The 21,636-nt window shown below is 69.0% G+C and carries 23 protein-coding genes; 11 read left to right on the top strand and 12 right to left on the bottom strand.

All coding sequences use genetic code 11. The annotated features are described in order from the left end of the window. Positions 1–166 precede the first annotated feature (166 nt). The 4 genes from ASF53_RS12575 (at position 167) to ASF53_RS12590 (ending at position 4,478) form a co-directional block, all read left to right on the top strand. Positions 167–1,273 (top strand): BMP family ABC transporter substrate-binding protein, encoded by a 1,107-nt coding sequence (locus ASF53_RS12575; protein ID WP_056198627.1) that lies wholly within the window; start codon positions 167–169, stop codon positions 1,271–1,273. Between the two features lie 75 nt (positions 1,274–1,348). Beyond that, a complete protein-coding gene (locus tag ASF53_RS12580) occupies positions 1,349–2,497 on the top strand; it encodes an ABC transporter permease (protein WP_056198558.1) in 1,149 nt (382 codons plus the stop codon). Between the two features lie 22 nt (positions 2,498–2,519). Continuing rightward, positions 2,520–3,440 carry an ABC transporter permease gene (locus ASF53_RS12585; RefSeq protein ID WP_056198560.1) on the top strand — a complete coding sequence of 307 codons (921 nt, stop codon included), beginning with the start codon at positions 2,520–2,522 and terminating at the stop codon, positions 3,438–3,440. A gap of 9 nt (positions 3,441–3,449) precedes the next feature. Continuing rightward, entirely contained in the window at positions 3,450–4,478 is a 1,029-nt protein-coding gene (locus ASF53_RS12590; RefSeq protein ID WP_056198563.1) for a formamidase, read from the top strand. Positions 4,479–4,486: 8 nt separating this feature from the next. Here ASF53_RS12590 and ASF53_RS12595 read toward each other — a convergent pair whose 3' ends face one another. Together ASF53_RS12595 and ASF53_RS12600 are read right to left on the bottom strand one after the other, a co-directional pair. Further along, entirely contained in the window at positions 4,487–4,822 is a 336-nt protein-coding gene (locus ASF53_RS12595) for a BrnA antitoxin family protein (protein WP_056198566.1), read from the bottom strand. Further along, positions 4,779–5,090 (bottom strand): BrnT family toxin, encoded by a 312-nt coding sequence (locus tag ASF53_RS12600; protein WP_056198568.1) that lies wholly within the window; start codon positions 5,088–5,090, stop codon positions 4,779–4,781. Before ASF53_RS12600 ends, ASF53_RS12595 begins: the two co-directional genes overlap by 44 nt. A gap of 51 nt (positions 5,091–5,141) precedes the next feature. Between ASF53_RS12600 and biuH the strand changes: the two genes are divergently transcribed. From biuH to ASF53_RS12620, 4 genes are all read left to right on the top strand, one after another. Further along, complete coding sequence (gene biuH / locus ASF53_RS12605) at positions 5,142–5,861, top strand: biuret amidohydrolase (RefSeq protein ID WP_056198571.1); 720 nt, start codon at positions 5,142–5,144, stop codon at positions 5,859–5,861. A gap of 7 nt (positions 5,862–5,868) precedes the next feature. Then, positions 5,869–7,413: an ABC transporter ATP-binding protein gene (locus ASF53_RS12610; protein WP_056198574.1), complete on the top strand. Its 1,545-nt coding sequence runs from the start codon at positions 5,869–5,871 to the stop codon at positions 7,411–7,413. A gap of 509 nt (positions 7,414–7,922) precedes the next feature. After that, positions 7,923–9,182, top strand: a complete 1,260-nt coding sequence (locus tag ASF53_RS12615; RefSeq protein WP_082482679.1) for a GGDEF domain-containing protein — start codon at positions 7,923–7,925, stop codon at positions 9,180–9,182. Between the two features lie 412 nt (positions 9,183–9,594). Continuing rightward, positions 9,595–10,668, top strand: a complete 1,074-nt coding sequence (locus ASF53_RS12620; protein ID WP_056198579.1) for a BMP family ABC transporter substrate-binding protein — start codon at positions 9,595–9,597, stop codon at positions 10,666–10,668. Between the two features lie 86 nt (positions 10,669–10,754). Here ASF53_RS12620 and ASF53_RS12625 read toward each other — a convergent pair whose 3' ends face one another. Then, entirely contained in the window at positions 10,755–11,024 is a 270-nt protein-coding gene (locus ASF53_RS12625) for a hypothetical protein (protein ID WP_056198582.1), read from the bottom strand. A gap of 828 nt (positions 11,025–11,852) precedes the next feature. On the opposite strand from ASF53_RS12625, the gene ASF53_RS12630 reads away from it, so the two are divergent. From ASF53_RS12630 to ASF53_RS12640, 3 genes are all read left to right on the top strand, one after another. Further along, positions 11,853–12,101 (top strand): hypothetical protein, encoded by a 249-nt coding sequence (locus ASF53_RS12630; protein ID WP_056198629.1) that lies wholly within the window; start codon positions 11,853–11,855, stop codon positions 12,099–12,101. Between the two features lie 225 nt (positions 12,102–12,326). Beyond that, positions 12,327–12,566: a hypothetical protein gene (locus ASF53_RS12635; protein ID WP_056198585.1), complete on the top strand. Its 240-nt coding sequence runs from the start codon at positions 12,327–12,329 to the stop codon at positions 12,564–12,566. A 178-nt stretch (positions 12,567–12,744) separates the two neighbouring features. Next, entirely contained in the window at positions 12,745–13,716 is a 972-nt protein-coding gene (locus ASF53_RS12640) for a LysR family transcriptional regulator (protein ID WP_056198588.1), read from the top strand. Positions 13,717–13,869: 153 nt separating this feature from the next. Here the strand turns inward: ASF53_RS12640 and ASF53_RS12645 are convergent, their stop codons facing one another. The 9 genes from ASF53_RS12645 to rutA form a co-directional block, all read right to left on the bottom strand. Beyond that, positions 13,870–14,874, bottom strand: coding sequence for an ABC transporter substrate-binding protein (locus ASF53_RS12645; RefSeq protein ID WP_056198631.1), 1,005 nt, complete (start codon positions 14,872–14,874; stop codon positions 13,870–13,872). A gap of 100 nt (positions 14,875–14,974) precedes the next feature. Continuing rightward, a complete protein-coding gene (locus ASF53_RS12650; protein WP_056198591.1) occupies positions 14,975–15,937 on the bottom strand; it encodes an ABC transporter permease in 963 nt (320 codons plus the stop codon). Continuing rightward, positions 15,934–16,839, bottom strand: coding sequence for an ABC transporter permease (locus ASF53_RS12655; protein ID WP_056198593.1), 906 nt, complete (start codon positions 16,837–16,839; stop codon positions 15,934–15,936). The genes ASF53_RS12650 and ASF53_RS12655 overlap by 4 nt, the downstream gene beginning before the upstream one ends. Continuing rightward, positions 16,829–17,704, bottom strand: coding sequence for an ABC transporter ATP-binding protein (locus tag ASF53_RS12660; RefSeq protein ID WP_082482687.1), 876 nt, complete (start codon positions 17,702–17,704; stop codon positions 16,829–16,831). The genes ASF53_RS12655 and ASF53_RS12660 overlap by 11 nt, the downstream gene beginning before the upstream one ends. Positions 17,705–17,848: 144 nt before the next feature. Continuing rightward, the gene (locus ASF53_RS12665; protein WP_056198597.1) at positions 17,849–18,448 is read right to left on the bottom strand and encodes a flavin reductase; all 600 of its coding nucleotides are present in this window, start codon (positions 18,446–18,448) and stop codon (positions 17,849–17,851) included. Between the two features lie 32 nt (positions 18,449–18,480). Continuing rightward, positions 18,481–19,263, bottom strand: a complete 783-nt coding sequence (rutD, locus tag ASF53_RS12670; RefSeq protein ID WP_056198600.1) for a pyrimidine utilization protein D — start codon at positions 19,261–19,263, stop codon at positions 18,481–18,483. Between the two features lie 4 nt (positions 19,264–19,267). Beyond that, the gene (gene rutC, locus ASF53_RS12675; RefSeq protein WP_056198603.1) at positions 19,268–19,660 is read right to left on the bottom strand and encodes a pyrimidine utilization protein C; all 393 of its coding nucleotides are present in this window, start codon (positions 19,658–19,660) and stop codon (positions 19,268–19,270) included. Between the two features lie 14 nt (positions 19,661–19,674). Further along, a complete protein-coding gene (gene rutB / locus ASF53_RS12680; protein WP_056198605.1) occupies positions 19,675–20,433 on the bottom strand; it encodes a pyrimidine utilization protein B in 759 nt (252 codons plus the stop codon). Further along, positions 20,433–21,533, bottom strand: a complete 1,101-nt coding sequence (gene rutA, locus ASF53_RS12685) for a pyrimidine utilization protein A (protein WP_056198636.1) — start codon at positions 21,531–21,533, stop codon at positions 20,433–20,435. Before rutA ends, rutB begins: the two co-directional genes overlap by 1 nt. Positions 21,534–21,636: the final 103 nt, after the last annotated feature.

Genomic DNA, 21,636 nt, shown 5'->3' on the forward strand with positions numbered 1-21,636 from the left:
GCAAGCATCCGCGGATGTCTTTTTGGGCGAATCCTTCGAACCGACGCAATTTTCCCTACCGGCGGATCAGTGTTGTTTTGCTGAAACTTTGATCTTTTCTTGATCCGAAACAAGTTCAATGCTCGCCAAGCTTGTGCAGACGGCCTGGAAAGACGGATCGCGCCTCGTGTCAGCCCATCCTTTCTCCCGCAGACATCTGCTCGGCGGTGCGGCCGCTCTCTCGCTCGGCACGCTGCCCTTCGGCCGCGCCCGGGCCGCCGGCCCGCTCACCGTCGGCTTCATCTATGTCGGGCCGAAGGACGATTACGGCTACAACCAAGCCCACGCCCAGGGCGCCGCCGCCCTCAAGGCGATCCCCGGCATCGAGGTCGTGGAGGAGGAGAACGTCCGCGAGACCACCGACGTCCAGAAGACCATGGAGAGCATGATCAACCTGGACGGCGCGAGCCTCGTCTTCCCGACCTCCTTCGGTTACTTCGACCCGCACGTCCTGATCGAGGCGAAGAAAAACCCGAAGGTGCAGTTCCGCCATTGCGGCGGGCTCTGGACCGAGGCGAACCCGAAGAATGCCGGCTCCTATTTCGGCTACATCGCGCAGGGGCAGTACCTGAACGGCATCGTCGCCGCCCACGCCTCGAAGTCGAAACGGCTCGGCTTCGTCGCCGCCAAGCCGGTCCCACAGGTGCTCAACAACGTCAACGGCTTCCTGCTCGGCGCCCGCAGCGTCGATCCGTCCATCACCCTCCAAGTGATCTTCACGGGTGAGTGGTCGCTGGCGGTCAAGGAGGCGGAGGCGACCAACGCGCTGATCGATGCCGGGGCCGACGTGATCACCTGCCACGTCGATGGTCCCAAGGTCGTGGTCGAGACCGCCGCGCGGCGCGGGGCCTTCGTCTGCGGCTACCACGCCGACCAGTCGGCGCTCGCCAAGGACAAGTACCTCACCGGGGCCGAGTGGAACTGGGCCTCGATCTACAAGGGCTTCGTCGCCGACCTGCAGGCGGGCAAGGCGCCCCCGAACTTCGTGCGCGGCGGCTTGCCGGACGGGTTCGTGAAGATGAGCCCCTACGGTCCTGCCGTGTCCGAGGCGGCGCGCCAGAACGCCGACGCGGTCAAGGCCGAGATGATGAAGGGCGGCTTTGCCATCATCAAGGGCCCGCTCAAGGACAACAAGGGCAACGAGGTCGCCGGGGCCGGCACGGCCTTGGCCGAGAACGCGATCGAGCTGGAGAAGACCAGCTACCTCGTCGAGGGCGTGAAGGGCTCGGCCTGACCCGGCCTGTCCGGTCAAAGCTCGGCACGGTCACGGTGGCTTCGCGCAAGAGGACACGACCCATGGACCAGGCCCGTGGCCGCTGACACCACCGCCCCCGGCCTGCCGCTGAGCGAGAGCGGCGCGGACCGGCCCCCGGCCTTGCTCCAGATCCGGGCGTGGCTCGCGCGCCGCGCCGAGGGTGTCGCGATCCCCGTTGGGGCCGTAATCGCCGGCTTCCTGATCTTCTCCCTCTTCCTGCTCGCCCTAGGAAAGAGCCCGCTCGCCTTCCTCGATCTCGTCTGGCGCGGCGGCTTCGGCTCGCCCTTCGCCCTTCAGAACAGCCTTCAGCGCGCCGCCCCCCTGCTGCTCGCTGCGCTCTGCGTGGCGCTGCCGGCCCGCCTCGGCCTCGTGGTGATCGGCGGCGAGGGTGCGATCGTGCTGGGGGGCGTCGCCGCGGCGGCGGCAGCCCAGCCGCTCCAGGGCCTGCCCCCGATGCTCGCGGTCCCGCTGATGGCGCTCGCCGCCGCAGGGGCCGGCGCGGCCTGGATCGGCGCAGTCGGCGCCCTGCGCGCCTATCGCGGCGTCAACGAGACCATCGCCAGCCTGCTGATGTCCTACATCGCCATCGCGCTCTCGAACCACCTGATCGAGGGCCTGCTGCGCGATCCCAACAGCCTCAACAAACCCTCCACCTGGCCGATCGGCGAAGCCTTCGCCGTGGGCGCGCTGCCGGGGCTCGACGTCCATTGGGGGCTCGGCATCGGCGTGCTCGCCTGCCTCGCCGCCTACGCCCTGACCGAGCGCACCACGATCGGCTTTGCCGCGCGCATCGCCGGGGGCAACGTGCGGGCGGCGCAGATCCAGGGGCTGCCGGTCGGGCGCCTGGTCGTCGGCTTCACCGCGCTGGGCGGGGCCTGCGCGGCGCTCGCCGGCTTCTTCGAGGTCGCGGCGGTGCACGGCAACGCCAACGCCTCGCTCAATGCGGGCTTCGGCTATACCGGCATCCTCGTCGCCTTCCTCGCCCGCCACAATCCCCTGGCGATCCTGCCCGTGGCCTTCCTGCTCGGCGGCATCGAGGCGTCGAACGGCCTGATCCAGCGCCGGATGCAACTGCCCGACGCCACGGCCCTCGTTCTCGAAGGGCTGCTCTTCCTCGTCGTGCTCGTCGGCGAGACGCTCTACGGCCGCTTCAAGCTCTTCAACCCGCATCTCTGGGCCGTGAAGCGCGAGGCGGTCGCGTGAGGGCCGCTAGGGGGAGCGCGGGATGAGCGGCGATCTCGGCCTGGGGACCGTGCTGCTCGCCGTGCTCGGCGGCGCGATCCGCGTCTCGACGCCGTTCCTGTTCGTGAGCCTCGGCGAGACCATCACCGAGCGCTCGGGGCGGATCAATCTCGGCTTGGAGGGCACCCTCGTCTTCGGCGCGATGTCGGCCTACGCCACCGCCGTGCTGACGGGCAGCCCCTGGGCCGGCGTGGCGGTGGCCGGGCTCGCCGGCGCCGCCTTCGGCCTGCTGCACGGCTTCATCTGTCGCTTTCCCCGCGTCAACGACGTGGCGATCGGCATCGCGCTGATGCTGTTCGGCTCCGGGCTGGCCTTCTTCCTCGGCAAGCCCTTCATCCAGCCCTCGGCCCCGCCGCTGCCGGCGATCCCGTTCGGCTTCTGGTCCGACCAGCCGCAGGTCCAGGCGGCGCTGCGCGTCAACGTGCTGTTCCTGGCCGGCGCCGCGCTCGCGCTGTTCCTGTGGTGGGCCTTCCGCAATACGAAGGCCGGCCTGATCCTGCGCGTGGTCGGCGACAGCGCGGAGGCGGCCCGCGCCATGGGCTACGACGTCGATCGGGTGCGGCTCCTCGCGACCGCCCTCGGCGGCGTGCTCGCGGGCATCGGCGGCGCCTATCTCTCGCTCTACTATCCGGGCTCGTGGAACGAGGGCATCTCGTCGGGCCAGGGCCTGATGGCGGTGGCGCTCGTCATCTTCGCCCGCTGGAACCCGCTGGCCTGCTTCGGCGCGGCCCTGCTGTTCGGCGGCGCCGGCGCGCTCGGGCCCGCCCTGCAATCGGTCGGCATCTCCCAGGGCTACTACCTGTTCTACGCCGCCCCCTACATCCTCACCCTGGCGCTCTTGATCGCCACCTCCTCGCCCGACCGGGCGTTGTCCGGGGCGCCGGGCGAGCTGTCCCTCAAGTAAGGAAACCTCATGAATGGTCTCGGCGGACTGAACAAATCCCCGAACGGCGTCGTCATCGGCCTCGTCCAGCTTCAACTGCCGACCATCGCCACGCGGGCCGACGTCACGGCGCAGGCCGACCGCATCGTCGCGTTGGTAGCCAAGGCCCGCGCCAACCTCGCGACGATGGATCTGGTCGTCTTCCCCGAATACGCCCTGCACGGCCTATCGATGGACACCCGTCCCGAGATCCTGTGCACGCTCGACGGCCCCGAGGTCGCCGCGTTCAAACAGGCCTGCCGCGACAACCGGATCTGGGGCTGCTTCTCGATCATGGAGGCCAACCCGAACGGCAACCCGTTCAATTCCGGCCTCATCATCGACGATACCGGCGCGCTCAAGCTTTACTATCGCAAGATGCACCCCTGGGTGCCGGTCGAACCCTGGGAGCCGGGCGATCTCGGCATCCCGGTGATCGAGGGGCCGAAGGGCGCTAAGATCGGCCTCATCATCTGCCACGACGGCATGTTCCCGGAGATGGCGCGCGAATGTGCCTACAAGGGCGCCGAGATCATGATCCGCACGGCCGGCTATACTGCGCCGATCCGCGAATCCTGGCGCTTCACCAACCAATCGAACGCCTTCTGCAACCTGATGGTGACCGCCAACGTCTGCATGTGCGGTTCCGACGGCACCTTCGACTCGATGGGCGAGGGCATGATCGTCAATTTCGACGGCGCGATCCTCGCCCACGGTACCACCGGCCGCGTCGACGAGATCATCACCGCCGAGGTGCGGCCGGATCTCGTGCGCGAGGCGCGGGCGCATTGGGGCGTCGAGAACAACATCTACCAGCTCGGCCACCGCGGCTACACGGCGGTGAAGGGCGGCGCGGGCGACTGCCCCTACACCTACATGCACGACCTCGCCGCGGGCCGTTACCGCGTGCCGTGGGAGGACGCGGTGCAGGTGACGGACGGGACGAGCTGCGGCTTTCCCGCCCCGACCCGTGCCTATGGCGAGGGCCAGACATCGGCGGCTCGGGAGGCGGCGGAGTGAGGCGGGGTTCAGCCCTGCTTCTTCAGCGCCGCGAGCATCTCGCGGCGCAGGATGGCGTTGATGCGCGTCTGGTAGCCGCGCCCGTGACCGCGCAGCCACGCCAGCACGTCGGAATCGATCCGCAGCGTCGTCGAGGTCTTGGTCGGGCGATAATATTGTCCGCGCACGGCGTTGGCCCAGAACGCATCGGTGAGCGGCGGGATATCGCTGTAATCGATCGCTTCGTCGGGCAAGGCCGCGAGCGCTTCGAGTTCGGTCTTCTGCGCCTCGGTCAGGGGCGGAAGATTCGCCAGATCGACGTCAAAACGAACGCGGTTCCCGCTCGTAGCGTCGTCTCTCGGCACGGTCGGCTCTTCGGGCCGAGATGATGCGGATGATCTCGATCTCCTCGCCATCCTCGTCACTCTCACGGATCGTGTGGGCGATCAGCAGCACCTCGAACCCGCCGATGGAGCCGAGGGCCTGCCAACGAATCTCTCCGTCCTCGACCCGCTCGGGGCTCACGATGAGGAACGGGTCGGCGAACACGCGGACGGCGGATTCGAAGCGAATGCCGTGCTTGCGCAGGTTCGCGGCGGCTTTGGCCGCATCCCATTCGAAGCGCGTCGTCACAACGAGATTGTTACAACAATTCTGTGATGCAAGCTACCAGGAGAAGGCCGCATGAGCGTCATCCCCTTCCCCTCTGCCGGGTCGGCCGGGGGCGGGCGCTTCGTCGCCGCCGAGCCCTATCCCTGGCCCTATGACGGCTCGCTCGACCCGAAGACCACGGCGCTCGTCATCATCGACATGCAGACCGACTTCTGCGGCAAGGGCGGCTACGTCGATGCCATGGGCTACGACCTCGCCCTGACCCGCGCGCCGATCGAACCGATCGCGCAGCTCCTCGCCGCCGCGCGGAGGGGGGGCTACCCCGTGATCCATACCCGCGAGGGCCATCGGCCGGATCTCGCGGATCTTCCCGCCAACAAGCGCTGGCGTTCGCGCCGGATCGGGGCGGGGATCGGCGATCCCGGCCCCTGCGGGCGGGTGCTGGTGCGCGGCGAACCGGGCTGGGAGATCATCCCGGAGCTGACGCCGCTGCCGGACGAGCCGGTGATCGACAAGCCGGGCAAGGGCTCGTTCTACGCCACCGATCTCGAACTGATCCTGACGACGCGGGGCATCCGCAACCTGATCCTGACCGGCATCACCACCGATGTCTGCGTCCACACCACCCTGCGCGAGGCCAACGACCGCGGCTTCGAATGCGTGATCGTCTCCGACGGCACCGCCGCCACCGACCGCGGCAACCACGAGGCGGCCCTGAAGATGGTGACGATGCAGGGCGGCGTGTTCGGTGCGGTCGCCGCCTCCGCGGCGATCCTCGCGGCGATGGGCTGAGGGTGCGATGACGGCTCTCCCGCTCTCCTCCGGCGCGCTGGCCGTCGAGACGGTCGGCATGACGAAGCGCTTCGGCGGCTTCACCGCCCTCGACGACGTCTCGATGAAGATCGAGGCCGGCGGCTTCCACGCCCTGCTCGGCGAGAACGGGGCGGGCAAATCGACCTTCGTCAAATGCGTGATGGGCTTCTACTCGCCCAGTGCCGGCGCTGTCCTCGTCGACGGCCGCGAAGCCGAGATCACCGGGCCGAAAGGCGCGCAGGGGCGCGGCCTCGGCATGGTCTACCAGCATTTCACCCTGGTGCCCTCGCTGACCGGCGCCGAGAACCTCGTCATCGCGAGGGCCGACGCGCCCGCGATCCTCGATTGGAAGGCCGAGCGCGCGGCCCTGGCCGACTTCATGGCCCGGATGCCGTTCCGGCTGAATCTCGACCGGCCGGTGGCGGAGCTGGCGGCTGGCGAGAAGCAGAAGCTCGAAATCGTCAAGCAGCTCTACCTCAAGGCTCGCTTCCTCATCCTCGACGAGCCGACTTCGGTGCTCACACCCGCCGAGGCGGAGGAGGTGCTCGGCCTGTTGCGAGGCATGGCGGATGCGGGCGCGCTGACCGTGCTGATGATCAGCCACAAGTTCCGCGAAGTCGAAGCCTTCGCCCGCAGCCTCAGCGTCCTGCGCCGCGGGCGGCTCGTCGGCGGCGGCGCGGTCGGCGCGCTGTCGCGGGACGACATGGCGGCGATGATGGTGGGCGAGCGCGCCGTGCGGACGATCGCCGCGCGGATCGGCGAGCCCGACCCCGCGCGCGAGATCCTGCAGGTGGAGGGCCTCACCGCCACGGACGTCTCCGGCCTGCGGCGGATCGATGTGGCGGATCTGCGCGTGCGCGCCCACGAGATTGTCGGCATCGCCGGCGTCTCCGGCAACGGGCAGAAGGAACTCGCCGACGTGCTCGGCGGCCAGATCCGCGCCACGGGCGGTCGCGTCGCGGTCCAGGGCGAGCCCTATGGCGGCACCCGGTCCGAGAGCCGCCGGCACCGGGTGCGCTTCATCCCCGAGGAGCCCCTGCGCAACGCCTGCGCGCCGCGGATGTCGGTCGCCGAGAATCTCGCCTTCCGCGCCTTCGATCGGCGCAGCGACGATCCCGCCGGTCCGCCGAGCCTCTGGCTCGACCGGCGCGCCATGAGCCGGCGGGCGAAGGATCTGATCGCCCGCTTCAAGGTGAAGACCGCCTCCTCGGAAGCGCCGATCGCCACGCTCTCGGGCGGCAACGTGCAACGCGCCGTGCTCGCGCGCGAACTCACCGATCCGGTCGATCTCCTGATCGTGGTCAATCCCTGCTTCGGCCTTGATTTCGCAGCGGTCGCCGAGATCCGCGCCCGGATCGTCGCGGCGCGCAACGCCGGCGCCGCCGTCCTGCTGATCAGCGAGGATCTCGACGAGATCCTGGAATTGTCGGACCGCATCGTCGTGATGTCGGACGGGCGCCTCGTCCACGAAACCCCGGCCGCCGCGGCGGAGGCCGAGGTGATCGGCCGCTATATGGCCGGGCATCACTAGAGCGCATTCCGACGAAGTGGAAACCGGTTCGTCGAAAGAACGCGCGTCAAAACAACGATCAAGAGGCGTCGGCCTGATGAAATCGGGTCGGATACGGCTCTAGGTCAGGGGCGCAGTCAGGTTCATAGGGCCAAGACTCAATCCGCTTGGCTATGCGAGAGGCGGCGTCCGACCCATTCCAGGCCTTAGGAACGTCCGCTCTTAGGCTGTCGGTGAAACAGCATCAGATGAACGGAACGGCTGGGAATCGGTTGGGCCGCACTGTTGTAGCAGGCGATCGGAGCGGACACGGGCACAGATACGCCTCCTATGACGACGGACGCTTATGGCCCTCGCGCTGACGCAACACGCAGGATACAAATCCGGCAAAGGTTGGGAAGCGAAATCATACTTTTTAAAGCATTTCGAATACTCCCGCTGATCATTTTCGGAATTGTTAGCGATCTGTCCTTACAGGGGCAACGCCTCCACGTGTGAGAGTCGCCGCAGAACAGTTAGAGAGGGAAAGGATGCCCGAAAGCGCCTGTGGCGAAGACCGGTCATTCGATACTCGGCTGATCGAAAACCATCTTGCTCGGCCGTGGTACCGGATAGGCTTCGATAGCGATCTGGAACGAGCCCTGCGCCACGACAGCATGAAGATCCGTCGGCGTCATGTGCTGATCGAGATCGCCGTCCTCGCGGGGATGTGCCTTGCCGTGGCCCCGATCGACTATGCTGAGCATCCGCTCTGGGCGCTTGCGCTCACGCTGCGCCTGGGCTTTCTCCTGCCCGTCCAGATCTTGGCATTCCGATCCGCGTTCCGAACGGCCGATAGCCGCGTGCTCGACGCCTCTGCTGCGCTTTCGCTGTGCTCCGCGATGGGCATTATCACCATCCTCGCGTGCCTTGCTGAGGGCGAAACGACAACCCGCTATGTGACAGTTCAGGGAGGGCTGATCCTCGTCTACAGTGCGTTGACCGGGCAGCGTTTCCGGATCGCGCTGATCTCTGTTGGACTGGTCCTAGCAGCCTACGATGCGGCCATCTTGCTCGTTATTGCGCCGAAGACGCAAGGTATGCTGGCCTATGTTAACTTCGTCACCGTTTTCAGCCTGGGCTTACTCGGCGTTCGCCTGTTCGTGTTCGAACGGTCCGAGCGGCTGCATTTTCTGAACCGGCAATTGCAGATCTGCCTGAATCGTGACCTCACGCGGCTTACCAGGGAACTCGCGATCCTCGCGAGCACCGATGCCCTGACAGGGGTCTCCAACCGCCGCGCGCACGAGGAATATCTTGAGCACGCCTGGGCGGACGCCGGTCAGCGGGGGCAGTGGATCGGCCTTGCGCTGATCGATATCGATCACTTCAAGCAGTTCAATGACGCTGCCGGGCACGAAGCCGGGGATCATGGGCTCGTCGCGGTGGCACGTGCGCTCCAAGAGAGCCTGCCGCCCGAAGGTCGGGTCGCGCGCTACGGGGGCGAGGAATTTGTGGTGGTCGTGCGTGGGGCCGATCCCGAGGCCGTGCTCGACCTCGGCGAGCGCCTACGGATGGCCGTCGAAGCCTGCGGCCTCATGAATCCAGGCGCAGACGGTCGCGCCGTCACCGTCAGCATCGGCGTCACCAGCGTGATCCCGAGCTCTTTGGCTCGGAAGCAGGATGCGCTCCGGGCGGCCGATCACGCCCTGTACGAGTCGAAGCGAACGGGACGTAACCGCGTTACCGCCCAGGCTCTGCTCCCGAACGCTGCGCGCCATCACGATACGGAAGGGCGAAGGGTCGCTTGATCATGCCGGCCAAAGGTTCCTGAACAAGGACCCGCGGGGTGTGCAGCACCGGCGTCTTTGATCAGTGAGTCAAGATGCCATCCCGGAACCCTGGACGGCAGCGGAGGGAGCGGTGCTGGAAAATTCGTCGTGCAACGAGCATCCGTGTCAGAGGACGACGCGGATGGAATGCCACGGCAAACTTGGGTCAGGGCAGGAAGGCCCGCTTTATGGCAAAGGGCCATTGTCTGCCCCCCACCCTCAGCAGCCATTCACATGGTCAAGCGAGTGAGGTTCTGACCCTAAAACCGGTCCGACGCTCCCGGCTCCCGCGCGCCGTCCTGGCCCTGGTCTTGCTCTGACCCGCCTCAGGTGCCCTGCGCGGCGCCGGCAAGCCGCGGCGGGCAACGCCGTCGAAAAGGGGCAGACATTCATGATGGGCAGCATCGTCACGCGCGTGGCCGGGGCACTTCTGTGCGCGGCCGTCGCGGCGGCTCCGGTGCGGGCGGCGGACAAGCTCAAGGTGGGCTTTGTCTATGTCGGCCCGGTCGCCGATTACGGCTACTCCTACCAACACGACCTCAGCCGCAAGGCGCTGGTCGAAGCGCTGTCCGACAAGGTCGAGACGACCTTCCTCGAGAACGTGCCCGAGGCCGACAGCGAGCGCTCGATCGAGAAGCTCGCCCGCTCGGGCGCCGGCCTGATCTTCACGACCTCCTTCGGCTTCATGGAGCCGACGCTGAAGGTCGCCAAGAAATTCCCCAAGGTGAAGTTCGCCCACGCCACCGGCTACAAGCGGGCGGACAACGTCTCCACCTACTCGGCCCGCTTCTACGAGGGCCGCTACATCTGCGGGAAGATCGCGGGCAAGCTGTCGAAATCGGGCACCGTCGGCTACATCGCCTCCTTCCCGATTCCGGAAGTCGTGAGCGGCATCAACGCCTTCATGCTCGGCGCGCAGTCGGTCAACCCGGACATCAAGATCAAGATCGTCTGGGTGAACACGTGGTTCGACCCCGGCAAGGAGGCGGAGGCCGCCAAGGCGCTCCTGGCGCAAGGCGCCGACATCCTGACCCAGCACACCGATTCCGCCGCGCCGCTTCAGGAGGCGGAAAAGGCCGGCAAGCTCGCCTTCGGCCAATCCTCCGACCAGTACCGCTTCGCCCCGAAGGCGCAGCTCACCTCGATCGTCGATGATTGGAACGGCTACGTCATCGCGCAGACCAAGGCCGTTCTCGACGGCACGTGGAAGAGCGGCGACACCTGGGCCGGCATCAAGGACGGCATGGTCGTGCTGGCGCCCTTCACCAACATGCCCGACGACGTGAAGGCGCTGGCCGAGGAGACCAAGAAGGAGATCGTCGAGGGCAAGATCCACCCGTTCCAGGGGCCGGTGATCAAGCAGGACGGCTCGGTCGCGGTGAAGGCGGGGGAGCAGGCCCCGGACCCGATGATCCTCGGGATGAACTGGTACGTGAAGGGCATCGACGACCGGCTGACGCAGTAGCGTTCGCCGTCGCCGCGGGCGCGGCCCATCGGAAATGGAGGCGCCGCCGGATCGCTCCGGCGGCGCCTCTTTCGTTTCGAGGCCGGTCAGGGCCGCGGCGGGTGCGGCGGCCGGTGCTGGCTGGCCGGGGGCGGGGCCGTCTCCACCGGTAGGCCGGTGCCGGGCGTTGCCGGGATGGCTTCGCCCGAGCGGATCGCCTCCTGCTCGTTCGGGATGGCCGCCGCCCCTTCCGTGCCCCCCGGCGCGGTCACGCCCGGGCTGCCGGCCGGGGCGCCGGTCGATCCTTGGGCGAAGGCGGCACCGCCCGAGCCCGCGAGGGCACAGAGTACGAGCGTGGCGGTCGTGATGAGACGCATGTGACGGACTTTCCGGTTGCGGATGGGCGCGCGAGGTCGAGGGCCGGTTTCACCGGTGACGCTTCCGGTGGGAACGAGCGGCCTTTCCGCGCCGCCCGCCCGGAGCGGTGATGCGCGATTGGCCAGCCGGTGATGTCACCGTGCCCTGCGCGCGGGCACCCGGAGCCGTGGCGACGCCGCTGCCGAGACAGAAGGCGGCCACGAACCATGCGAGGAGGGGGAGACTGAGGCCGAGACCGGCCCGTTTCACACGCATTCTGGAGGCTCCCGCGGGGCCATGATGGCCACCGTTTGCGCCGTGATCGGCAGCAAAGGCCGTGCCGAGGCCGGTGCCGGGGCTTTCCCATGCCGACACGATGCGCGAGGGCGGCCCTGCCGGCTTGATCCTTCTGCCCGCGCCGGCCTCGACGCGATCGTCGCGCGGCCCCTTGCCCGAGCGAATCGTCGTGAGTGCGGGCCGGGCCATCGTGGTGCGGGGGCCGCCCCATGAAGCTCTGACCAGAGAGGCTGCCCCCTGGTCGGGCGGTTCGGGAGCGGTTTCGGCGTGCGGAAATGCACCCGCCGCGAAAGCTTTGTGCCAATGCCTCCGCCATGTCGAAAGATTCTGCACCAGGGCGCTAAGATCAGACAAAACCTAAAGTTTTCAGGTGGTAGCGGCGAATGATCCTGGCCGCGCGTCTCGGTGATGCCGTATCAATGTGCAAAGATTCCAAGCACTTCGTGTTGTTTTGCGCGGCACCGGTGCTCAGTTTTCAAGACATGAGGCGTCGAGCGGTTCGACCGCGACGCCAACGCTCGTTTTGACGACTAGTCTTGGAGATTGACGACATGATCGCACGTATCGCCGCAGGCGCGCTCCTCGGCCTCGCCCTGACCACCGCCGCCTCGGCCCAGAGCTACAACGCGCCGGCCGGAATTCCGGCCGTCACCGCGCCGGGCGGCCTCGTCGGCATCGCCGGTCCGGGAAACGTGCAGCGCTACTTCGGGCATGACGGCCGTCACGGCACCGTCGCCGTCGAGGGCGTCTACGCGACCGGCTCGACCGTCCGGGGAGCCCACGCCGTTCACGGCCGCTGAGCCAACGGTCCCCACACCTCGGCTTCGATGATCCAAAGGGCCGGTCGCGTATCGACGCGGTCGGCCTTTCTCATGGCGCTGCCCGGTGTCGCCTCGGCTTTTCAACTTTATCGAACGTTTCGTTCGAACTTATTCCAGTTTCTGGGACGCTTAGGCGGGTCCATCTTCTCTCCATCAGATGACGGACGAACCGGCCGTCACCGCAACCCACCGATGGAGTGTCCCATGTCCCGCATCCTCACCGCGTCCGTCCTCGCCCTTGCCCTCACCGCCGGCGTGACCGGTTCGGCCGCCGCCCAGAGCTACAATGCCCCCGCCGGCATCCCCGCCGTCACCGCACCGGGCGGGCAGAGCGACGAAGCCGGCCTCATGCAGCGCCACACCACGCGCGACAGCCGCCTCGGCACCGTGTCGGCGGACAGCCTGACCACGGGCTCCGTGCACCGGTCGCGCACCGCGCGCTGATCCCGCCCGCTCGGGTGCGACGCCCGATCGCCGGGCTCGTCCCGGCGAAGACCGATCCGAGATCTGAACTCGGCGAAGCCGGTCCTCTCACGCGGGCCGGCTTCGCTGTGTTCGGCCGCGGCGTCGCCCTTGCTTGCAGCCTCTCTCCGCGGCGCTGAAGCGCCAGGGGGGAGAGCGCATGCAGGGACCGGGGACGCCGACACTCGACCAGCTTCGGGTGTTCCTCACCGTGGTCGAGAGCGGGAGCTTCGCCGCGGCCGGGCGCCGGCTGAACCGCGCGACCTCGGTGATCAGCTACGCGATCGCCAATCTGGAGCTTCAACTCGGCCTGCCGCTGTTCGACCGCGAGGCGACGCGCCGGCCTCAGCTCACGCAAGCCGGCCGCGCGGTGCTGGCGGAAGCCCGCACGGTCGCCCACAGCATCGACACCCTACGGGCCAAGGTCAGCGGCTTGCTCGGCGGCCTGGAGGCCGAACTCGGCTTCGTGTCGAGCGTGCTGATGCCCGGCGCCCGGCTCGTCGATGCGCTCACCGCGTTTCAGGCCGAGTTTCCGACCGTGTCCCTGCGCCTCAATGTCGAGGCCCTCGGGGCTGCGCAGCTTTCCGTCGCCGAGGGCCGGGCCGATCTTGGCATCAGCGTCGAACTCTGGACGCAGGACAGCGAACCGCTCGAACTGATCGCCGTCGGCGAGGTCGAGATGCTTCCCGTGGCCGCGCCGAACCATCCGCTGGCCGGGGCGGACGGCCTCGTTCCGGGGGCGGCGCGCGCGCATGTCCAGCTCGTCATCACCGACCGCACGCCTTTGTCCCAGGGGCAGGAGTTCGGCGTCATCGCCGACCGCACGTGGCGGCTGTCGGATCTCAGCACCAAGCACACGCTGCTGCTCGCCGGGATCGGCTGGGGCAGCATGCCCGCGCATATGGTCGAGGCGGATATCGCCGCCGGCCGCCTCGTCGAGCTGAACCTTCCCGAGGCCCGCCGCCGCCGGCTGCCGCTGACCGCGATCTACCGCACCGATCATCCCCCGGGACCGGCCGGGCGCTGGCTGATCCGCCGCTTCGTCGAGCAGGCCGAGCGCGAGGCCGCGGCACGGGAAGGCGCCCCCGTTCAGGGTGCCCCGCCGACGATGCCTTCCGCCGCCGCGGGATAGACCCGCGGATCGCCCGCCCGGCTTGTGATTGTAGACCGGCTCGCCCGCGTCGCGGATCGTATCGGGTCGAGATCCCTCGGGGGCCGGCTTGGCAAGATGTCGTCCCGCAGCAGGAGCCGGACCGACGGGCCCCCCGTTCTACGCCGTCAGGCGCTACTGCCCCTCGGCCGCCGTCACCGCATGGGTCCAGGCGCCTTCGGGCTTGCGGGTGATGACGGGCTGGTCGGTGCCGCCGGCGAGCAGGATGGCGACCGTGCGCTCGTAATCGGCGGGGTCGAGCCGGCCGCCGGACATGTCGAGCAGCTTGGCGATCTCGCTCAGCATCCGCTTCTGGTGTTTCTCGGTCTGGGCGCCGCTGGCGTCGTTCTCCAGCACGATCTCGGTCGCCTCGTCGGGATGCTGCGCGGCATAGGCCCAGCCCTTCGCGGACGCAGCCACGAACTTCGCGAGGCGCGCGACATAGGCCTTGTCCTTGAGCTTCGGTTCGAGGGCGTAGAGCCCGTCCTCAAGTGCCGCCACGCCCTGATCCTCGTAGCGGAAGACGACGAGCTGCTCCGGCTTGAAGCCGGCATCGATCACCTGCCAATACTCGTTGTAGCTCATGGTCGAGACGCAGTCGGCCTGCTTCTGAATCAGGGGATCGACGTTGAAGCCCTGTTTCAGCACCGTCACGCCGCCGGGCGAGCCGTCGGTCTTGAGCCCGAGCTTGGCCATCCAGGCCAGGAACGGGTACTCGTTGCCCGCGTACCAGACGCCGAGCGTCCGCCCCTTGAGGTCGGCGGGCGACTTGATGCCCGTGTCGGCGCGGCAGGTCAGCATCAGGCCCGATTTCTTGAAGGGCTGGGCGATGTTGACCAGCGGCACGCCCTTCTCGCGCGAGGCGAGCGCCGAGGGCATCCAGTCGACGATGACATCGGCGCCGCCGCCCGCGATGACCTGGGGCGGGGCCACGTCCGGCCCGCCCGGCTTGATCGTCACGTCGAGCCCGGCCTGGCTGTAATAGCCCTTGGCCTGCGCAACATAGTAGCCGGCAAACTGCGCCTGGGTCACCCATTTGAGCTGGAGCGTGACTTTCTCCGCCGCCCGCGCGCCGCCCGCGGCGAGCCCGAGCAGGGCCGCCCCGGCGCAGAGGAGGGCTTTCGCTCCCCGCCCGGCCATCCGCGCGCCCATCCTGTTCATGCCCGCCATCTGACTCTCCTTCAGCCTTTCCCGGTCGGCGTTCGCCGTGGTTTTCTCGGTAACGATGCGCGCGGGCGGCTTAGCCGGCGCGCACGGACGGGTGCCACCCGGTCGCGGCGCGCTCGATCAGCGCGATCAGCCCGTAGAAGGCGGAGCCGGCGAGCGCCGCCAGCGCGATCTCGGCCCAGACCATGTCGAGGGAGAGCCGGGCCGCCTCGATCGAGATGCGAAAGCCCATCCCGACGATCGGCGTGCCGAAGAACTCGGCCACGATCGCCCCGATCAGCGCAAGCGTCGCGTTGACCTTCAGCGCGGTGAAGAGGAAGGGCAGGGCCATCGGCAGGCGCAGGCTCAGAAGCGTGCGCCCGTAGCCCGCCGCGTAGGTGCGCATCAGGTCGCGCTCGATCCGGCCCGTGGCGGCGAGGCCCGCACCGGCCTGAACCAGCATCGGGAAGAAGGTCATCACGGCCACCACCGCGGCCTTCGAGGGCCAGTCGAAGCCGAACCACATCACCATGATCGGGGCGATGCCGACGATCGGCAGCGCGGAGGCGACATCCGCCACCGGCAGGAGGCCGCGCTTGAGTGCGGAGAAGCGGTCCGCCAGGATCGCGACGCCGAGGCCGGACAGGCTGCCGAGGACGTAGCCGGGCAGGGCCGATTTCAGGCAGGTCTGGACGAAATCGGCGCCGAGCACGGGCAGGGCGGTGGCAAAGCGCAGGGCCACGCTCGACGGCGGCGGCATCAGCACGGCGGGCACGCCCGCGCCGACGATGACCGCCTCCCACAGCACCAGCACGAGGAAGCCGAACAGCAGCGGCACGGCAAGGCGCGCGAGGCCCCGGCCGGCCGTGCCGGGCGCGACGGCGGCGAGATCGCGCGCGGCGAGCGTGGCGGCGAGCCAGACCAAGAGGGCGGCAAGCCAGAAGCCGGGCCCCGCTTCGCCAGCGAGACCGGGACGGTGGGCGGCGCTCGCGAGGGCCACCCCGCCGAGCAGCGCGGCGGGGGTGAGCAGGACGATCCGTGCGGCGCGGTGCGTCATCGGGCGCTCCCTGCGGGTTGCGTGCCGAGTGCGCGGGCCGTGGCGGCTTCCGCGAGCCCGATCGCCTGGACGAGGAGGGCCGAGAGCACGGAGGCCGCGATCAGCGCCGCCCAGATCTGGACCGTCTGGCCGTAATAGGAGCCGGCCAGCAGCCGCGCGCCGAGCCCGGCCTGCGCCCCGGTCGGCAATTCGGCGACGATGGTGCCGACGAGGCTGGCCGCGACGGCGATCTTCAGGCTCGCGAACAGATAGGGCAGGGCGGCCGGCCAGCGCAGCCGCGTCAGGACCTGCGGGCGCGAGGCCGAGTAGGTCCGCATCAGGTCGCGCTGGAGCCGGTCGGGGGCGTTCAGACCCTTCACCATGCCGACCGTGACGGGGAAGAAGCAGAGATAGGCCGCGATCACCGCCTTCGGCAGCAGGCCCGTCACGCCGGCCGCGCCCAGCGCCACGATGATGATCGGCGCGACCGCGAGGATCGGCACGGTCTGCGAGGCGACGATCCAGGGCATCAGGCTCGCCTCGACGCTGCGCAGATGCACGATGGCAATCGCGAGCGCGATCCCGAGCAGGGCGCCGATGGCAAAGCCGGTGAGGGTCGCCGAGAGCGTGACCCAGGCATGGGTGAGGAGGTTGCGCTTAGAGCCGAGCGGCACGCCGACGATGCTGCGCGACAATTCCGAGAAAACCTGATGCGGCGCCGGCACCACGGGCCGCTCCTGCGCCATGGTCGCGGCGGCGATGCGCGCGGCATCGGGCGTCGCGCCGGCCCGCGCCAGCGCGTCCGCAGCGCCGTTCCAGTTGCCGAGGAGCGCCGCGAGGTACCATGCGGCGAGAAGCGCCAGGACGACGCCCGTGACCGGCCGCGCCCGGCCGCGCGGAGAGACGGCGGCCTTAGGCGTCATAGGCATGGCCCGCGCGCAGTCCCTCGCGCACCCGCTGGCCAAGGCGCAAGAACTCGGGCGTCTCGCGGATCTCCAGCGGGCGCTCCCGCCCGAGCGCGGTGCAATCGACGATGTCGATGATCCGTCCGGGGCGCGGCGACATCACCACGACGCGGGTCGAGAGGTAGACCGCCTCGGGGATCGAGTGGGTCACGAACAGGATCGTCTTGGCGGTCTTGCGCCAGAGCGTGAGGAGCTGCGCGTTGAGGTGGTCGCGCACGATCTCGTCGAGCGCGCCGAAGGGCTCGTCCATCAGCAGCAGCTTCGGGTCGAAGCAGAGCGCGCGGGCGATCGAGGCACGCTGCTGCATGCCGCCGGAGAGCTGCCAGGGATATTTCTTGGCGAAGCCGTCGAGCTGGACGAGGTCGAGGTAGCGCGCCACCCGCTCCCGCCGCTCCGCGCGCGGCACGCCGAAGATTTCGAGCGGCAGCCCGACATTCCGCGCGATGGTTCGCCAGGGATAGAGGGCGGGCGCCTGGAACACGAAGCCGTAATCGCGCCGCAGCCGCGCCGCTTCGGCGCTGACGCCGTTGACGACGAGTTCGCCGCCGGTCGGCTGTTCGAGGTCGGCGACGCAGCGCAGCAGGGTGGTCTTGCCGCAGCCGGAGGGGCCGATGAAGGAGACGAACTCGCCCGGCGCCACCGTCAGGTCGACGTCCGCGAGCGCGCGGACCGGGCCGTCGGCGGCCGCGTAGGTCAGCGACAGACCGCGCGCCGCGACGACGGGGGCGGCCGAGGACGGCGCGGCCCGCGCCGCCGGACGCTCGGTCTCGGCCGGCCCGTTCTCGGGCGGCTCTTTCAGGGCGAGGGCGCCGGCACGCGACATGGCAGGGATTCGTTCCGAGAGTCTCGTGGAAGGGCCGGACGACGGGGAACTTCGCGTCGCCGGATCGAGCATTTTCCGTGCCGCCGCGCTCTGGCTTCAGCGCATGAAGCGCAAAGCCGCCGCGCCCTGTCAGTCGGTCACGGTTCAGGCGCTCCGCAGGGCGCGGGGCGCCGCCTCGGCCGGGCGCGCTCCGACGGCGCGCGGGGCGCGGGCGGGCTCGGCCGCTGCGGAGATGGGAAGAAGCCGGGGCAGCGTGCGGTAGCGGTGTTCGCTGTAGAGGAGCGCGTCGGCCTCGCCCGACACGGCGACGGCCTCGACGGCGCAGTAGAGCACCTCGTGGCTGCCGACGGTGTGGCGCCCGACGATGCGGCAGGCAAAGCTGGCCAGGGCGTCGGCCAGCGTTGGCGCGCCGCCGGCCAGATTCCGCCATGTGCCGGCGGCGAAGCGGGCCTCCATCGGCGTGCGTCCTCCGAACAGGCCGGCCACCGCCTCGTGCTCCGCGCCCAGCGTGCTGACGCCCAGGCTGTCGTTGCCGCAGAAGGCGGCATAGGCCGAGGAGGCGCGGTTGACGCAGACCAGCAGCGTCGGCGGCGCGTCGCTGACGCTGCACACGGCCGAGGCGGTGAAGCCGGCGCGCCCGGCGGGACCGTCGGTGGTGATCAGGTGGACCGCGCTCGCGAGCCGGGCCATCGCCGCACGGTAGGCACTCGCATCGAGGGGGACGGCGCTTTCAGGCAGAGTCATGGCAGCGGCCTTTCGCGGCGGGACAGGGATTCTCAGGCGGGCCCGAGGAATTCGAGGAGCGTGCGGTTGAACGCCTCGGCGCGGGTGACGCTGTGCGCGTGGCCGCCATCCGGGGCGACGGCGAGCCGGGCGTCCGGGAGCCCGGCCGCGAGGCTCTCCGAGGCGGTGAAGGGCACGAGCACGTCGTCGCGCGCGGCCATCAGCAGGGTCCGGTGCGGGATGCGCGCGAGCCGTTCGGTGGCGTCGAACGCCTCCAGGGCGGCGATGCGCGCCAGCACCGTCTCGGCGCCGGGGAAATGCGCCAGCGCATGCGCTTCGTCGGCCGCGATCCGTGCGGCGTTCTCGGAGAGCCAGGGCGCCGGGTAGAGGAAGATGGATTGCGCCCGCACGAAGGCCTCGGGTCCGGCCTTCGTCAGCAGCGCCTTGCGGGCGGCAAAGCAGCGGCGCGTCGCCGGGTCCATGGCGGCCCAGCCGTTGATGACCACGATCCGGCCCACCCGCTCGGGATGGGTGAGGGCGAGATGCAGGGCGATCAGCCCGCCCAGCGCATGGCCGACGAGATCGGCCTGGGCGATGTCGAGGCGGTCGAGCACGGAGAGCGCGTCGCGGGCCATGGCCGCGATGTCGTGGCCCGGCTCCAGCGGACCGGGCGAGCGCCCGGTGCCGCGGTGGTCATAGGCGATCACGCGGAAGCGCTCGGCCAGCGCGGGGATCTGCGGCGCGAAATAGCTGGCCGAGCCCCCGAGCCCCGGCGAGAGCAAGACCGGGCGTCCGCCCTCCGGCCCGTACGCCTCGTGATGGAGGGGCGCGGCCATCGCCTCAGCCCGCCTTGCCGATATGGGCGACCGAGGCGATCTCGACGAGGGCGGCCGGCTTCACCAGACCGCACTGGATGCAGTAGCGCGCCGGCTTCTCGCCGGGGAAATACGCGGCGTAGACGGCATTGATCGCGCCGTAATCGGCCCAATCCTTGAGGAAGATGTGGTTGAAGGTGATGTCGTCCATCGAGCCGCCCGCGGCCTCGACGACGCCCTTGATCGTCTCCAGCACGTGCCGGGTCTGCGCGCCGGCATCGCCCTCGTGGACGACGTTGTTGTCCCCGTCGAAAGCGAGCGTGCCGGAGACGTAGAGCACGCCGTCGGCAAGCGTACCGGGCACGTAGGGCGCGAGCGGCTTGCCAGTGCCGGGTGGGATCACGACGGTCTTGGGCATGGGACGGTCTCCGGTCAGGCGGGGATGCGGCGGGCCTCGGCGGGGGCAAAGGGCTGGGCGAGCGCGGCCTCGAAGGCGGCGACGTCCGATACCCAGCCGAAGAAGGTCTCGATGTTGAGGAGCGCCCCCTCGTGCAGGGCGGGTGGGCCGGCCTGATGCGTGGCGTCGGCGAGCACGATTCCGAAGTATTCGCGGTGGTAGCCGTCCCGCAGGGTCGATTCCACGCAGACATTCGTGGCGATGCCGGTGAAGACCAGCGTGCGGATGCCGCGCGCCCGCAGCATGCTGTCGAGCGGCGTGTTGTAGAATCCGCTGTAGCGCGGCTTGGGCAGGACGATGTCGCCGGGCTCAGGCGTCAGCGCATCGACCAGGGCGTAATCCCACGAGCCCTTGGATAGGAGCCGCGCGTTCATCTCGGGCCGGCGGCGCATGGTTTTGAGCGCGTTCGACTTGTGCCAGTTCGGCGAGCCGGGCCCCCCGGCCTCGACGTAGTCCGGATCCCAACCATTCTGGAACCAGACCACAAGGAGGCCCGCCGCGCGGGCCGCCGCCACGGCGCGGGCGATCCGCTCGATCACCGGCCCGGTCGCCGAGACGTCGAAGCCGGCCAGATCGAGATAGCCGCCCTTGGTCGCGTAGGCATTCTGCATGTCGACGACGATGAGCGCGGTGGTATCGGCGTCGAAGGCGATCGGCTCGGGGCGCGCCGGCAGGGTCAGCGCGCCGTGGCGGCCGGACGGATCGCGGTAGCCCGCGGGGGCGTCGGCGGCCATCACGCCACCTCCGCCAGCGATCCGGGCACGCCCGCGACGTGCCGGCGCGAGCGCATCAGCGGCTGGATCCGCGTGCCGAAATCGTCGAGCCCTTTGAGGAAGTCGTCGAAGACCAGCAGCACGCCGCCGGTCCCCGGCACGGTGGTGACCTCGTCGAGGAGCGCCGCGACGGTCGCGTAGGAGCCGACCAGGGTGCCCATGTTGATGTTCACCGCCGAGGTCGGGTCGGCCATCTGGCGGACGTTGGTGTCGGCGCCGGATTTGGTGTCGGCCGCGCCTTGCAGGCCGAGCCAAGCGATCGCCGCCTCGTCGGCGCCGGCCTTGTAGTGCTCCCACTTGGCGCGGGCTGCCTCGTCGGTCTCGTCGCTGATGACCATGAACAGGACGTAGGAGGATACGTCGCGACCGGTCTTCGCCTTGGCCTCCTCCAGCCGCTCGACGGTGGGCGCGAAGGCGGTCGGCGTGTTGACGCCCTTGCCGAAGCAGAAATTGTAGTCGGCATAGGTCGCGGTGAACGCCATCCCGGCGCTGCTCTGCCCGGCGCAGATGATCTTCATCTCCGCCTGCGGGCGCGGGCTCACGCGGCAATCCTCCATCTGGAAAAAATCGCCCTTGTGGTCGCTGCGGCCGGTCTCCCACAGCTCGCGCAGAACCTGCGCGTATTCGGAGAGATATTCGTAGCGCCGGCCGAAATACTCATCGCCGGGCCACAAACCCATCTGCGAATATTCCGGCCGCTGCCAGCCGGTGACGAGGTTGATGCCGAACCGGCCGTTCGAGATCGAGTCGATGGTCGAGGCCATGCGTGCGACGATGGCCGGCGGCAGGCACAGCGTCGGCGCCGTGGCGTAGAGCTTGATCCGGCTGGTCACCGCCGCAAGCCCGGCCATCAATGTGAAGGATTCGAGATTGTGGTCCCAGAACTCGGTCTTGCCGCCGAAGCCGCGCAGCTTGATCATCGAGAGCGCGAAGTCGAGCCCGTAATGTTCCGCCTTGAGCGTGATTTCCTTGTTCAGTTCAAAACTCGGTTTGTACTGAGGTGCGTTCTCGGAAATCAGCCAACCGTTGTTTCCGATCGGGATGAAGACGCCGACATTCATGGCCTGGGTCATGACAAACCCTCGCTCGCTCATCCGGCCGGCGCCTCAACGGGCCGGCGACAGGTCTAGACGGTAGCGAATCAGACCATTTGGTCAAACTCTC

The organism is Methylobacterium sp. Leaf123, from assembly GCF_001423405.1.
In the GTDB taxonomy this organism is placed as follows: domain Bacteria; phylum Pseudomonadota; class Alphaproteobacteria; order Rhizobiales; family Beijerinckiaceae; genus Methylobacterium.